The organism is Chromohalobacter beijerinckii (genome assembly GCF_023061185.1).
GTDB lineage: Bacteria > Pseudomonadota > Gammaproteobacteria > Pseudomonadales > Halomonadaceae > Chromohalobacter > Chromohalobacter beijerinckii.
The window spans coordinates 19,070-33,274 of record NZ_JAKGAK010000017.1 but is presented as its reverse complement, the minus strand read 5'-3'; the positions used below and the strand labels follow the sequence as shown (position 1 = coordinate 33,274).

Here is a 14,205-nt window from a genome sequence, read left to right as displayed (position 1 = left end):
AATGAGTGCCTATCGTTGGGGGATGCCTCCCTTGATTAACGGCACTCATGGAAAAAACTTTAAGCGAGACGCTTATTCATATTGATTCGAATTTTCACATCAATTTAGGGGTGGGCGAAACTTCTCGGCCAACTCTGCTTCATCGGCACTCGATAGGTCTTTATCCAAAGTATGGATGACGCAAGCCTGGGTTGGCTTATCGAGTTTCTGACGAATCAGGCCCAAGAAGTGCGGCGCGGCGGCAATGATGAACTCATCGGCTTTCCCTTGAGTACGCGACTGGCGGAGATAGTCGGCGACCTCCTTGGCGAAGAACGCGGCATGCTTTTCCATCGTGGCATCGTCATTACCGGACTGACGCGGAGAATGCGATGCCGCATCGTCGGATTCTCCTTTCCCCCCCGTACGCAGATCGCCGGTATGCAAACGGCCCTCGGGATGAATCAACGTATCGACTTCACGAACCACGCCGGCTTGATGCGCGAAGACACGCGCACGCGAGGCATTGGCGGTCACGATATAACGTTTGTTCATGTCTGACTCCTTGATCGGGGTTCACCGGCATCTCGGGACAACGGCGCCTCCTGCGCCGTTGATGTCCGGTCGCCTCTTCGCGTGAAAGGCAGCCCTTCAAGCATCGAAACCCAGCATATTTCTGTCAACCTCGCGGCAAGCGTCGGCGCGCCGCGACATCTATGTGGCATGACAACAACAGGTTCACGCTTGACGTAAACCTGCTAACATCGCGTCGCTGGACAGGAATCACCGGCTACAAGCGCTATCTGCCAGGGAGAGCGACATGCGCGACTTTATATTGATGCGTCGCCCACTACCGCGACGGACGTTGATCTTTTCTCACTGTATCCTGCAAATCGGCCTGCTGTTGGCCGGCGGTGCCTGGCTATGGCGCCATGCACCGGCGGCAAGCGGGCTATCGTGGCAGGAAAGCTGGCCGATGCTTGCGCTCGGTGGGGGTGTGCTGCTGCTTGGTATGGCATTGGTGCGCCTGTTCGCCGAGTTATGGATGGCGCCGCACCACATACAGGCACGCCGAGACGGCTTTGCCCCCGGTGACGTGATGACACGCGCCATCGACCGGCGACCGGCCATACACGACCCAGAGCAAGCCTGGATCAGCACGGCGAAGCCGCTCGACCCCGATGAAGGCGTGGTGGGCCAAGCGCGCGTGACACAGCCCCGCCAGCCAGCCACCGCAAAACGCCAGCCAGCGGCTCCCTCCCAACGCCAGGAACCCAGCCTCTAGCGCTTGAGCACGTCGCCCCGCTAGTGGCCGAGAATCTGACTGAGGAACAGCTTGGTGCGCTCGGAACGCGGATTATTGAAGAACGTCTCCGGTGGCGCCTCTTCGATGATCTGCCCTTGGTCCATGAAAATGACACGGTCAGCCACGGTCTTGGCAAAGCCCATCTCGTGCGTAACGCAAAGCATGGTCATGCCTTCGCGGGCCAGCTCGACCATGACATCGAGCACTTCCTTGATCATTTCAGGGTCGAGCGCCGACGTCGGCTCATCGAACAACATCACCTCGGGTCGCATGCAAAGCGCCCGCGCGATCGCCACACGCTGCTGCTGCCCGCCCGATAATTGCCCCGGGTACTTGTACGCTTGATCGGCGATCTGCACGCGCTCCAGATACTCCATCGCGGTCTTTTCGGCATCGGCGCGCGGTTTCTTCTGCACCCACGTCTGTGACAGGCAGCAGTTCTCCAGCACGCTGAGGTGCGGAAACAGGTTGAAGTGCTGGAACACCATGCCCACGTTGCGGCGAATCTGCTCAATGCGCTTGACGTCCTGAGTCATGGGCACGCCATTGACCACGATCTCGCCTTGCTGGTGAGTTTCGAGATGGTTGATGCAACGAATCAACGTTGACTTGCCCGACCCCGAAGGACCGCACACGACGATGCGCTCGCCGCGCTTCACTGTCAGGTCGATATCGCGCAGAACGTGAAAATCGCCGTACCACTTGTTGAGACCCGTCATCTCGATCATCGGCGTGTCGCCGTGAGAGGTAGCAGTCGCTTGGCTCATGATGCAGTTCCTTGGCGTTATCGTTATTGGTTTAGTCGTTGTGGTTCAGTTCGTGTGGCCTGTCTGTAGGCGCTTCTCGATGTACTGGCTATAACGCGACATGCTGAAACAGAACACCCAGAACACCAGCGCGGCAAACACGTACCCTTCGGTGGCAAAGCCCAGCCAATCACTATCGGTCAGGCCCGCGCGGATGATCGCCAGCAGATCGAACAGCCCGATGATCAAGACCAGCGAGGTATCCTTGAACAGCGCAATGAAGGTATTAACGATCCCTGGGATGACCAGCTTCAAGGCTTGAGGCAACACGATCAGTCCCATTCGATGCCAATACCCGAGTCCCAGCGCCTTACCCGCTTCATCCTGCCCACTGGGAATGGCCTGTAGCCCGCCACGGATGACTTCCGCCATGTAGGCACTCCAGAACAGCATGATCCCCACCAGGGCACGCAGGAGCTTGTCGAACTCGACCTCGGTCGGCACGAACAGTGGCAACATCACCGAGGCCATGAACAACACAGTGATGAGTGGCACGCCGCGCCAGAATTCGATGAAGACGACGCTCACCGCCCTGACCAGCGGCATGTTCGAACGCCGCCCCAAGGCCAGTATGATCCCGATCGGTAACGAGCCGACGATACCGATCGTGGCCACGGTCAGGGTCAGCATCAGTCCGCCCCAATTACGGGTCGAAACGTGCATCAGCCCGAAATGGCCACCCAGAAGCAGGACATACGCCGCGATCGGAAAGCCGATCACTGCGATGATCGCGGCCCAGCGTTTACCCGGGATCCTGGGAATCGCCAACCAGGCAAGCAGTCCAGCCATCAACGCGAAGACGATATCCACCCGCCAGCGCGCCGCCTCGGGGTAGAAGCCATAGATGATCGACTCGAACCGAGCACTGATGAACACCCAGCAGGCGCCTTCGCCACTGCACGCCTGACGCGAGTCACCGAGCCAGTCGGCCTGAATCAAGGCCCATTGCACGAAAGGCCACAATGCCCATAGCAATACGCCAATGGTGATCACCGACACCACGCTATTGATAGGGCCGTTAAACAGATTGCGCTGTAACCACTTCACGACGCCCCGGTGCGCATTGGGTGGACGCCGCGCTTCAATCATCACATCACGCATGGATTCACCGGCCATCTCAACGCTCCTTGAGCAACGTACGCGCGTTATAAACATTCATCAGTGCCGATACCACCAGGCTGATCACCAGATACACGGCCATGGTCATGGCAACGATCTCGATGGCCTGTCCGGTCTGATTGAGGGTCGTGCCCGAGAAGACAGCCACCAAGTCGGGATAACCGATCGCCGTGGCCAACGAGGAGTTCTTGATGAGATTCAGATACTGGCTCGTCAGTTGCGGCACGATGACGCGCATCGCCTGAGGAATCACCACCTTGCGCAAGGTAATGCCGCCCGGCAGGCTCAGCGCATTGGCCGCCTCGACCTGTCCCTCGGGAACCGACTGGATGCCCGAGCGCACGATCTCGGCAATGAACGCGGCCGTATAGATCGACAAAGCCAACCACAAAGCCACCAGCTCAGGCAGGACCCTCACGCCACCGCTGAAGTTGAAGCCTTTGAGCTCAGGGATGGACCACTCGAGCGGCGCCCCCGTGATCAGGAACACCACTAGCGGCGTACCGATGATCAAGCCCGCGCCCAGCCAATAGATCGGCAACGCCTTGCCGGTGCGGAGCTGGCGACGCTTCGCATAAACACCCAGCGCGATCGCCGCGACGATGCCCACCAGCAGGGCCCAGGGGGTCGCCGCGAACCCGCTGAGTGGCTGCGGGTCGGGAATGACCAAGCCGCGCACATTGATAAAGACGATTTCCAACAGGCTGAGGCTTTGACGCGGGCTGGGTAATGCCTGCAGCACCGCGAAATACCAGAACAAGATCTGGACCAGCAGGGGGATGTTACGAAAGATTTCCACATAGGCGCCCGCCAAGCGCGCCAATAGCCAATTCGGCGACAGCCTGGCAATCCCTACCGCGAAACCGATGATCGTCGCGACTACGATGCCCAATGCCGAGACCAGCAAGGTATTGAGCAGGCCGACGATAAAGGTACGTCCATAGGTACTGTCGCCGGAATATTCGATCAACGTCTGCGGAATGGAAAAGCCCGCGCGCTCATCGAGGAAACCGAACCCCGTGGAGATTCCTCTTGCTTCGAGGTTGGCCATCGTATTGGCGACGATAAAACCAATTAGCGCCACTAACGCCGCTAATAACACACCTTGTAGTACATAGGCACGAAACGTTGGATTACGCCACAACGCAACCCGATCGCCGGAAGGAGAACGCGACATGACGATCCTCTAATAGGCTGACACAAGAAGACACCCCGCAGATCATGCGGGGTGCTATAACCAAGTACTTAACGAACCGTATCAGCGGATCGGCGGCGCGTAGAGAATACCCCCCTCGTTCCACAGGGCGTTCATGCCCCGCTGGATTTTCAGAGGTGAATCCTCACCCACCGTGCTGGAGAAGACTTCTCCATAGTTGCCGACGTCCTTGATGATGTTGTACGCCCAGTCGTTGGGCAGACCGAGTTGCTCGCCATAGTTGCCGTCCTTGCCCAGCAGGCGTGCCACCCCGGGATTGGGCGGGTTATCGCGCATCTCATCGACGTTGTCGCTGTTAACGCCCATTTCCTCGGCGTTGACCATGGCGAAGATGGTCCACTGCACGATATCCAGCCATTGGTCGTCACCCTGGCGCACCACCGGGCCCAGCGGTTCCTTGGAAATCAGCGTCTCGAGGATCTCGACGCTATCCGGTTCGGGCAACTGCAGGCGCAACGCACTCAGCTGAGAGGTGTCCGAGGTCAGCACGTCACAGCGCCCGTGAGCGAACCCCTGGGCGGTCTGGTCGGGCGTGTCGAACGTCACGGTGTTGATATCGATATCGCGCGAGGGGAAGTAGTCAGCCAGATTCAATTCGTGCGTGGTGCCGGACTGAATGCAGATGGAAGCGCCGTTGAGGTCTTCCAGGCTCTCAATGCCTAGATCCTTGCTCACCATGAACCCTTGGCCGTCGTAAAAGGTCGTGGCGGTGAAGTTCAATCCCAGCGAGTTGTCGCGGGTCGCTGTCCAGGTCGTGTTGCGCGAAAGGACGTCGATCTCGCCGGACTGTAGCGCGGTAAAGCGCTCCTTCGCGGTCAAAGGTGTAAATTCGACTTTTTCGGGATCGCCAAAGATAGCGGCGGCGATCCCCCGACAGGTTTCCACATCGAGCCCTTGCCACTTGCCATCGGAATCCGGTGCCGAGAATCCCGCCAGCCCGACATTCACCCCACAGTTGAGGGAGCCACGCTCCTTTACATCATCGAGTGTCGCCGCTTGGGAGGCCGTTGCCAGTCCTCCCAGCAGTAGGGCGGCAGGAACGGCAACCATGAACTTGTTCTTGTACAACATGCAGAAGCTCCTTGCGTTATTGTGATGGCTTATTCGAGAGCCACGTTTCACATTAGCAAAGAGCTTGCCAGTCTAGCCAATATACCTAAGTCACGTACCTTTAACGTTTTTCACACGTTGCGCATCACACCAATAATGCACGACGCATGAACGGTGGAAGCGTCAATGCACCACGATGGGTCTCGATGCTGTAGTACTCGAGCGGAAATTCCACCGCAGCGGCAGCGGTCTCGCGAAAGCGCGTCACATCGTTACTCTTGCCGGCCAACGTGACGCTCCACCAGCCCGAGGGGTAGACCGGCTGTGGAAACGGCAGCGTGGCGACACTATCGAAGCCGGCGCGTTGCATGTCGGCGCGCAGCTCGCGAATGATCGAGCCGGTATGATAAAGCGGCGACTCGCTCTGTTGCACCAGCACACCGCCCTCGGCCAGCACGCGGTGACAACGCGCCAGGAAGTCAGCCTCGAACAGCCCTTCCGCTGGACCCACGGGGTCGGTGGAGTCGATGATCATGACGTCGACGCTGCCTGCTGGCGCGTTCTCGACCCATTTGACGCCATCCTCGAACTTGAGCGTGGCACGCGGATCGTCGTTGGAGGCCGTCAGTTCGGGGAAGTAGCGCTGCGAGGCTCGGGTAACCTCTTCGTCGATGTCGATCTGCACGACCTCTTCAACACCGGGATGCTTGAGCACCTCGCGCAACGTTCCACAATCACCGCCGCCGATGATCACCACGCGCTTGGGCGCAGCGTGAGAGAACAGTGCCGGATGCGCGATCATCTCGTGATAGAGGAAGTTGTCACGCGTGCTGAGCATCACGCAGCCGTCGAGTACCATCAGGTTGCCGTAGGTCTCGGTGGCGTAGACTTCCAGGTGCTGATAGGGGCTTTGTACCTCGTGTAGCTTGTCCTTGATCATGAGGGAAAAAGCACTGCCATGGCTGTCGAACACTTCGGTGAACCAGCCCTGATCGAGACGCTCGGTCATGGGAATCCTCTTCATCGCCCTAGTGAAAGCCCTCGAGGGGCCGGAGTCGCGGCGTTCACGGCCTGCCGCGAACGCACCGGAAAACCGCGCAACATAGCCTATCCGCGCGCAACAAGAAAGCGCCTGGGCAGCAGCCAATGACAGGCCCCCACGGCGGCGAACGCCCCTAGCGTATTAGCAAGAACATCGGCCCAATCGGCGCCGCTACGCCCTGGCACGCCTAACTGCAGGCCCTCGATGAAAAGGCCACAACCGATGGTCAGGCCCAGCGCCGTCACCGCACGCAGGCCGCCCAGCCGCAACAACGCAGCCAGCCCCGCATAGGCGATGAAATGGTTGAATTTGTCCCAGGGCAGGTCCTGGGGCATCTCTGAACCAGGCGTCAGACTTCCCCAGGCGATCACAGCGACGCTGACACCAGCCAATATCAGACATAATTCGCGAAGGTGGCGGAAGGAAACACGCATGACTCACTCTCCTTGTGGTGTGTCGGCAGAGTCCGAATTGTCATCCACCAAGGCGAGCGGCAATCCCAGCCGCCGGCAGGTCGCTGCGTCCAGACGCGACACCCAGTGCGGACCAACCTGCTGCGACCAGCCCGTCGCCGGCGCCAGTCGATGACGCCAGCGCCCCACGACATGATAGACACCATCGCGCCAGCCACGCGGACACCAGCGCAGCGCCGCCAGGCCACGCCAGGGCCACTGCAACCCTTGCGCCAGGCGCCACAATGCGGCGCTATCGCGATGCAGCTCGCCCCCGCGTACCAACCAGACGCTATCGAGCTGGCCGGGGTCGGCGCCGAAGTGCTCACCCAAGCGTCGCGCCGACGCCTCGTGCAAGCTCGCCAGGTACACCGGTGCCCGCGCGTGGCGCAGCACGAAGTGTGCCGCGCGCCGACACAATGGGCACTCGGCGTCGAGCACGAGCAACATGGCGCGTTCAGCCATGATAACGCGGGCTGAACTCATGTAACGCCTCGATGAAGGCGGCAACATGATCGGGATCAGTAAATTGGCTAACACCGTGCCCCAGATTGAAGATGTGACCCGGCCCACTGCCATAGCTGGCCAGGATGCGCGCTACTTCATCGCGAATCGCCTGGGGCGAGGCGAACAGCACGTTGGGGTCGAGATTGCCTTGCAGCGCCACACGATCCCCCACGCGGGCCCGCGCATCGCTCAGCTCGGTGGTCCAGTCCAGGCCCACGGCATCGGCACCGCTATCGGCGATGGTTTCCAGCCACTGGCCACCCTGCTTGGTGAACAGAATCACCGGCACGTGGCGTCCATCGTGCTCACGGATCAGCCCTTCGACGATGCGTGCCATATAGGCCAGCGAGAATTCACGATACGCCGGCGTCGACAACACGCCGCCCCAGGTGTCGAAGATCTGCACGATCTGGGCCCCGGCACGAATCTGCGCATTGAGGTAGTCGGTGACCGACCGCGCCAGTTTGTCGAGCAGTGCGTGCATCGCCGCAGGGTCGCCGTACATCAATGCCTTGGCGTGCCGGAAGTCCTTGCTCGAGCCGCCTTCGATCATATAGGTGGCCAGCGTCCAGGGGCTCCCCGAAAAACCGATCAACGGCACGCTATCTGCCAGCTCGTGCCGTATAGTGCGCACCGCGTTCATCACATAATCGAGGTCCCGCTCGGCATCCGGCACCTGCAAGGCATCCACTGCCTCGGCACTGCGCACCGTCTTGCGAAACTTGGGGCCTTCGCCCGTTTCGAAGTAGAGCCCCAAGTCCATGGCGTCGGGGATCGTGAGGATATCGGAAAACAGAATCGCCGCATCGAGCGAATAACGACGCAGCGGCTGCATGGTGACCTCGCACGCCAACTCGGCGTTGCGGCACAGGTCCATGAAACTACCGGCCTGGCCGCGGACTTCCCGGTACTCGGGCAGATAACGGCCCGCCTGGCGCATCATCCACACGGGTGTGCGGTCTACCGGTTGGCGTGCCAGGGCACGCAGTAGGCGGTCGTTTTGCAATGGCATGAGAGCTCCAGGCGTCGATTTTGCCCTCATTGTAACGAATGCCGAGCGCTACGACTTGATTCACGGTGACGCATCCCCCATCTACCAGCCTCTGGCAACGTACTCTTGCGCAGTGACTGTGCACTCGGCACTCAGGGATGAGCCCCGCGTCACGGCCTGCTAGAATGTTCGCCCCGGACGCCTTCCCTTTCCGCACCATAATGTGCATCACCGAGGTTCATCGTGACGATTCGCTTCATCGCCGCCTCTCAACTGCCTACCCCTTGGGCCACCTTCACCATGCATGGCTTCGAGGACGAGGCGACAGGCAAGGAACACATTGCCTTGACCCTGGGCGATGTCTCGACGTCAGAGCCCGTGCTGGGACGCGTACATTCGGAGTGCCTGACGGGAGACGCCCTGTTCTCGATGCGCTGCGACTGCGGCTACCAATTGCAGGAGGCGCTCAAACGCATTGCCGACGAAGGGCGCGGCGTGCTGCTCTACTTACGCCAGGAAGGCCGCGGTATTGGCTTGCTCAACAAGATCCGCGCCTATCATCTTCAGGATCAAGGCTTCGACACCGTGGAAGCCAACGAACATCTCGGTTTCGGCGCCGACATGCGCCGCTATGACCTCTGCGTGCCCATGCTCGACCACCTGGGCGTGCAAGCGCTCAAGTTGATGACCAACAATCCGCGCAAGGTCGACGCCCTGACGCGCGATGGCGTACGTGTCGCCGAGCGTCTGGCGATCACCGCGGGGCGCAATCCGCACAATGAGCAGTACCTGGCTACCAAGGTCGGCAAGCTCGGGCACATGATGACGCTGGACGACTTTTCCCCTACCCGTAAAGGTGATCGGGAACGCTGACGCTGCCATTTGACGAACTATACTGATGCGCATGTTGTCTCGATGTCAGCGCGACGTATTACGTCCAGGAGTTCGCCATGTCACATGGATCCCCATCCGTTTCGCCCGAACAAGACGCGCCTTTTTCCAGTCTCGAAGAAACACTGCATAGCATCAGCCATGGCATCGGCGTCGTGCTCAGCCTCGCCGGCATGGTGGTGCTCATCGTTGCAGCCAGCCTGGCGGCCGAAGTCGATCCTTGGAAGATCGTCAGCGTCAGCCTTTACGGCGTCTGCCTGCTGCTGCTGTACACGGCTTCGACGCTCTATCATGGCCTACGTAGTGCACGTCTCAAGCGCCTGTTCCAGGTATTCGATCACTGCGCTATCTATCTATTGATCGCCGGCACCTATACGCCGTTCTTGCTGGTCAACCTGCGCGGTCCTTGGGGCTGGGCGCTATTCGCGGCGATCTGGAGCCTCGCGCTAGGCGGTATTGCGCTGAAGATCATATGGCCGCATCGCTTGGGCATGCTGCGCGTGGGGGTCTATCTGTTGATGGGCTGGATGATCGTGCTGGCGGCAGGCGAACTCGACGCCCGCCTCAATACTCCCGGCCTCGCCCTCTTGGTCGCCGGCGGTATCACCTACACATTGGGCGTGGTGTTCTACGCGATCCGCGCGATCCCCTTTCATCACGCCATCTGGCACCTGTTCGTCCTGGGTGGCAGTGTATGTCACTACTTCGCCGTCTACACCGCCGTGCTACCGTTCAAGGCGTAAAGCGCGGCGACGCCACCCTGCCAGGAAATACACATGTTCCGCTGGTTCGAAAACCGTCTCGCTCCATTTCCGCCCCAAGAACCACAACGCCCACCGGACACTCTGGTCGCTTTCTGCCTGCATTACACACGTGGCGCCTGGCCTTATCTGCTGACGGCAACGGTGCTGATGGCGCTCATCGCCGGCATCGAAGTATGGATGTTCGGCTTTCTCGGCAACATCGTCGATTGGCTGGCGGCCCAGGATCGCGAGACGTTCCTTGCCGATCAGGGCTGGAAGCTGGCCGGTATGGCATTGATCGTGCTGGTGCTGCTGCCTGGCATGGTGGGGCTGCATTCGCTATTTCAGCAGCAGACGCTGATGGGCAATTTCCCCATGCGCATCCGCTGGCAGGCGCATCGCTATCTACTGCGACAGTCGATGGGTTTCTATCAGGACGAGTTCGCGGGGCGCATCGCCACCAAGGTGATGCAGACGTCACTAGCCGTGCGCGAGTGCGTGATCAAGCTATTCGATGTACTCAACTACGTCAGCGTCTACTTCCTGGGCACGCTGCTCCTGGTGGGCAACGCCGATTGGCGGTTGGCGCTCCCACTCCTTGCCTGGTTGATCGGCTACCTCGTTCTGTTGCGCATTTTCGTGCCCATCATGGGGCGCGTGTCCAAGTCCCAGGCCGACGCCCGCTCGCGCATGACCGGTCGCATCGTCGACAGCTACAGCAACATCCAGACCGTGAAGCTCTTCTCCCACGCCCAGCGGGAAGCGGCGTTCGCCAAGGACGGCATGCATGGCTTCCTGCTCACCGTGCATCGCCAGATGCGCCTGGTCACCGGGCTCTACGGGCTGCTCTATTTGCTCAATGCGCTGTTGCTGTTCAGCATCGGCTGGCTATCGATCCAACTATGGCTGGGCGAGGCAGTCAGCGTCGGCGCGGTCGCCGTGGCGCTGGGCTTGGTGATGCGTCTATGGGGCATGTCGCAGTGGATCATGTGGGAAGTCTCGGCGCTGTTCGAGAATATCGGCACGGTTCAGGATGGCATGGCGACACTCTCGTTGCCGCGCCAGATCGAGGACCGGCAAGACGCCCCGCCGCTGCGTGTCGAGAAGGGTGAAATCGTCTTCGACCGGATTCGCTTTCACTACGGCAAGGGCAGCGGCGTCATCGACGAGTTGTCGCTTGCCATTCAGTCGGGTGAGAAGATCGGGCTGATCGGCCCTTCAGGGGCCGGCAAGTCAACGCTGGTCAATTTGCTGCTGCGATTCTATGAGCTGGAAGGTGGCGCGATCCGCATCGATGGCCAGAACATCGCCGAGGTAACCCAGGAGAGCCTGCGCGCGCAGATCGGCATGGTCACCCAGGACACCTCGTTGCTGCACCGCTCGGTGCGCGACAACCTGCTTTACGGACGCCCGGATGCCACCGACGAGATGGCCTGGAAAGCGGCTCGCGGGGCGCATGTCGCTGACTTCATCGAGTCGCTGCGCGACATCCAGGGCCGCGGCGGCTTCGACGCGCATGTCGGCGAGCGCGGCGTGAAGCTCTCCGGCGGTCAACGCCAACGCCTCGCCATTGCGCGCGTGATGCTCAAGGATGCACCGATCCTGATTCTCGATGAAGCAACCTCAGCACTCGACTCCGACGTCGAAGCGGCAATTCAAGAGAATCTCGACCAGCTGATGAAAGGCAAGACGGTGATCGCCATCGCCCACCGGCTCTCCACCATCGCCGCCATGGACCGCCTGGTGGTCATGGAGGGCGGGCGTATCGTCGAGCAGGGGAGTCACGCCGAGCTGATCCGTCACGATGGTCTCTATGCACGCCTATGGCGGCGCCAATCCGGGGGCTTCCTGGAGTGTGAGGTGGCGTCGACCGAAACGCCCTGAGCCTTCGCTAACCCTTCGACAACGGCATGCCCGCAACACCATCGAGCGACGAGTCGCTCCTGCCAGCCTCGGGAATGACACTAAAGGTGCCGTCGGTCTCCAGCACCACCGCATACACCCGTTCGACGTCGGCGATGCCGTTTTCCCGGATCGCCGCCATGACCTCGGCTTCGACGACACGTTCCTGACGCATCGCTGCATGGCGATACTCACCCGCGTACAGCAGCAATGTCGGCTGCGACTTGACCAAGTTCTTGACCCGTGGCGAGCGCACCGAAGAGAACGTAATGGCGAACTGCAACAGCACGATGATCGCAAACGCCGTGAGGCTCTGCGCCAGCGACACCTGCGTCGAGACCAGCGCAGTGGAAAGCGTCGACCCCAGCGCGATGGTGACCACGAAATCGAAGGCGTTCCACTTCGACAGCGTGCGCTTGCCGGAAAGTCGGATCACGACGATCAGGACCAGATAACTGATGATACCGACGACGACCGTGTGCGCGACCGGATGCATGATGAAACTCCTCGGGAAGGGATGGAACGAGCCTGTCAGCGTAGGCGGCCCGTCCTCCTCCGGCCACCCCTCTCAGCCCCCTGGACGGCTTTTCCGTTCTTGAATACGTTCACACGCAGGGATGTGAAGTGTAGAACAAATCGCCGACAATCTTGTTTATCGGCCCACGAAGTCCTCCCAGGAAGTTGACATCGAGCAGCGCGTGTTATTTTAATAGCACATCACTGTGACTCTAATAACAAAACGACAAGCCACATGCTGGCGTATGCCGTTCCCTGTATAACAACCCACAATCGAACGTCATCAGGATGCTGATATGACCGCTATCATGAGCCTGGTAGGGATGGCGACACTGATCCTTATCGCTGTGCTGTTTTCCTCCAATCGCAAGTCGATTCGACTGCGCACGGTTGGTGGCGCCTTCGCCATCCAGGCCGCCATCGGCGCCTTCGTGCTTTACATTCCTTTCGGACAAGCCGTCCTGGCCACGATCTCGGAGGGGGTCAGCCAGGTCATCGTCTACGCCAATGACGGTATCGATTTCTTGTTCGGCGACCTAGCCGACCCGGAGAGCGTCGGGTTCGTCTTCGCCTTCAAGGTACTCCCGGTCATCATCTTCTTCTCGTCGCTGATCGCCGTGCTCTACCACCTGAAGATCATGCAGTGGATCATCCGACTGCTGGGGGGCGCGCTTCAGCGCGTGCTGGGCACCTCACGCACCGAATCGATGTCGGCCACGGCGAACATCTTCGTCGGACAGACCGAAGCGCCCCTGGTCGTACGTCCCTTCATCGCCTCCATGACACGCTCCGAGCTGTTCGCGGTCATGTGCGGTGGGCTGGCCTCGGTCGCAGGCTCGGTGCTCGCGGGATACGCGAGTCTGGGCATTCCGATGGAATACCTGATCGCGGCCTCCTTCATGGCGGCACCGGGCGGGCTGCTCTTCGCCAAACTGTTGATGCCGGAAACCGAAACGCCCGATGACAGTATCTCCCGCGCCGAAGAAAAGATCGAAGCGGATGACAAACCTGCCAACGTGCTCGATGCCGCCGCCACCGGCGCCACCTCCGGCATGATGCTGGCGGCCAACGTCGGCGCCATGCTGCTGGCATTCATCGGCTTGATCGCGCTGATCAACGGCATTCTCGGCGGCGTAGGCGGCTGGTTCGGCATGGACTCGCTGAGCCTGGAGATGATTCTCGGCTGGCTCTTCGCACCGCTGGCCTTCCTGCTCGGCATTCCCTGGAGCGAAGCCACGCTGGCCGGCTCGTTCATCGGCCAGAAGATCGTCGTCAATGAGTTCGTCGCCTTCATCAACCTGGCGCCATACATCTCCGGCGATACCGTGGTGGCCGCCACCGGCGAGGCCATGTCCAAGCACACTGCCGCCGTGCTGTCCTTCGCGCTTTGCGGCTTCGCCAACTTGTCCTCGATCGCCATTCTCCTCGGCGGGCTCGGCCTCATGGCGCCCAACCGCCGCCAGGAAATCGCCCGCTACGGCCTCAAGGCCGTGCTGGCCGGGACACTTTCCAATCTGATGTCGGCCACCATTGCAGGGCTTTTCATTAGCTTGGCGTAACGCTGAACGTCTCTAGACCACAACGCACAAAACGTAAAGATGGGAACAATGACCATGAACAAGATCACAATAAGCAAGTGGGTTGGTGCTTCGTGCTTTGCCACGATGGTAGGTGCTACTCCGGCC

Annotated in this window: 15 protein-coding genes; 5 read left to right on the top strand and 10 right to left on the bottom strand. The window is 60.3% G+C overall.

Annotation, left to right across the window (positions count from 1 at the left end; translation table 11 throughout):
* Positions 1-99: 99 nt before the first annotated feature.
* Positions 100-534 (bottom strand): host attachment protein, encoded by a 435-nt coding sequence (locus L1075_RS12470; protein ID WP_097021639.1) that lies wholly within the window; start codon positions 532-534, stop codon positions 100-102.
* 265 nt (positions 535-799) lie between these two features.
* Between L1075_RS12470 and L1075_RS12465 the strand changes: the two genes are divergently transcribed.
* Positions 800-1,264, top strand: a complete 465-nt coding sequence (locus tag L1075_RS12465; protein WP_246942127.1) for a hypothetical protein — start codon at positions 800-802, stop codon at positions 1,262-1,264.
* A 20-nt stretch (positions 1,265-1,284) separates the two neighbouring features.
* Here the strand turns inward: L1075_RS12465 and L1075_RS12460 are convergent, their stop codons facing one another.
* From L1075_RS12460 to hemE, 8 genes are all read right to left on the bottom strand, one after another.
* Positions 1,285-2,013 carry an amino acid ABC transporter ATP-binding protein gene (locus L1075_RS12460; RefSeq protein ID WP_246942148.1) on the bottom strand — a complete coding sequence of 243 codons (729 nt, stop codon included), beginning with the start codon at positions 2,011-2,013 and terminating at the stop codon, positions 1,285-1,287.
* 84 nt (positions 2,014-2,097) lie between these two features.
* Positions 2,098-3,207 carry an amino acid ABC transporter permease gene (locus L1075_RS12455; RefSeq protein WP_246942125.1) on the bottom strand — a complete coding sequence of 370 codons (1,110 nt, stop codon included), beginning with the start codon at positions 3,205-3,207 and terminating at the stop codon, positions 2,098-2,100.
* A 1-nt stretch (position 3,208) separates the two neighbouring features.
* The gene (locus tag L1075_RS12450; protein WP_246942123.1) at positions 3,209-4,387 is read right to left on the bottom strand and encodes an amino acid ABC transporter permease; all 1,179 of its coding nucleotides are present in this window, start codon (positions 4,385-4,387) and stop codon (positions 3,209-3,211) included.
* Between the two features lie 81 nt (positions 4,388-4,468).
* On the bottom strand, positions 4,469-5,497 hold the full coding sequence (locus L1075_RS12445) for an amino acid ABC transporter substrate-binding protein (protein ID WP_178998397.1): 1,029 nt from the start codon (positions 5,495-5,497) through the stop codon (positions 4,469-4,471).
* 124 nt (positions 5,498-5,621) lie between these two features.
* A complete protein-coding gene (speE, locus tag L1075_RS12440) occupies positions 5,622-6,485 on the bottom strand; it encodes a polyamine aminopropyltransferase (protein WP_246942121.1) in 864 nt (287 codons plus the stop codon).
* Between the two features lie 98 nt (positions 6,486-6,583).
* A complete protein-coding gene (locus tag L1075_RS12435) occupies positions 6,584-6,952 on the bottom strand; it encodes a VanZ family protein (RefSeq protein ID WP_246942119.1) in 369 nt (122 codons plus the stop codon).
* A 3-nt stretch (positions 6,953-6,955) separates the two neighbouring features.
* Positions 6,956-7,456: a thiol-disulfide oxidoreductase DCC family protein gene (locus L1075_RS12430; RefSeq protein WP_246942117.1), complete on the bottom strand. Its 501-nt coding sequence runs from the start codon at positions 7,454-7,456 to the stop codon at positions 6,956-6,958.
* Positions 7,428-8,489 carry a uroporphyrinogen decarboxylase gene (hemE, locus tag L1075_RS12425; protein ID WP_246942115.1) on the bottom strand — a complete coding sequence of 354 codons (1,062 nt, stop codon included), beginning with the start codon at positions 8,487-8,489 and terminating at the stop codon, positions 7,428-7,430. The genes L1075_RS12430 and hemE overlap by 29 nt, the downstream gene beginning before the upstream one ends.
* Before the next feature lie 222 nt (positions 8,490-8,711).
* Between hemE and ribA the strand changes: the two genes are divergently transcribed.
* From ribA to L1075_RS12410, 3 genes are all read left to right on the top strand, one after another.
* The gene (gene ribA, locus L1075_RS12420) at positions 8,712-9,341 is read left to right on the top strand and encodes a GTP cyclohydrolase II (protein WP_246942114.1); all 630 of its coding nucleotides are present in this window, start codon (positions 8,712-8,714) and stop codon (positions 9,339-9,341) included.
* Positions 9,342-9,418: 77 nt separating this feature from the next.
* On the top strand, positions 9,419-10,102 hold the full coding sequence (gene trhA / locus L1075_RS12415) for a PAQR family membrane homeostasis protein TrhA (protein ID WP_178998402.1): 684 nt from the start codon (positions 9,419-9,421) through the stop codon (positions 10,100-10,102).
* Between the two features lie 33 nt (positions 10,103-10,135).
* Entirely contained in the window at positions 10,136-11,986 is a 1,851-nt protein-coding gene (locus L1075_RS12410; RefSeq protein ID WP_246942112.1) for an ABC transporter ATP-binding protein, read from the top strand.
* 7 nt (positions 11,987-11,993) lie between these two features.
* Here L1075_RS12410 and L1075_RS12405 read toward each other — a convergent pair whose 3' ends face one another.
* Positions 11,994-12,500 carry a DUF421 domain-containing protein gene (locus tag L1075_RS12405; RefSeq protein ID WP_246942110.1) on the bottom strand — a complete coding sequence of 169 codons (507 nt, stop codon included), beginning with the start codon at positions 12,498-12,500 and terminating at the stop codon, positions 11,994-11,996.
* Positions 12,501-12,816: 316 nt separating this feature from the next.
* On the opposite strand from L1075_RS12405, the gene L1075_RS12400 reads away from it, so the two are divergent.
* Entirely contained in the window at positions 12,817-14,079 is a 1,263-nt protein-coding gene (locus tag L1075_RS12400; RefSeq protein ID WP_040240570.1) for a NupC/NupG family nucleoside CNT transporter, read from the top strand.
* The last annotated feature ends 126 nt before the right edge of the window (positions 14,080-14,205 follow it).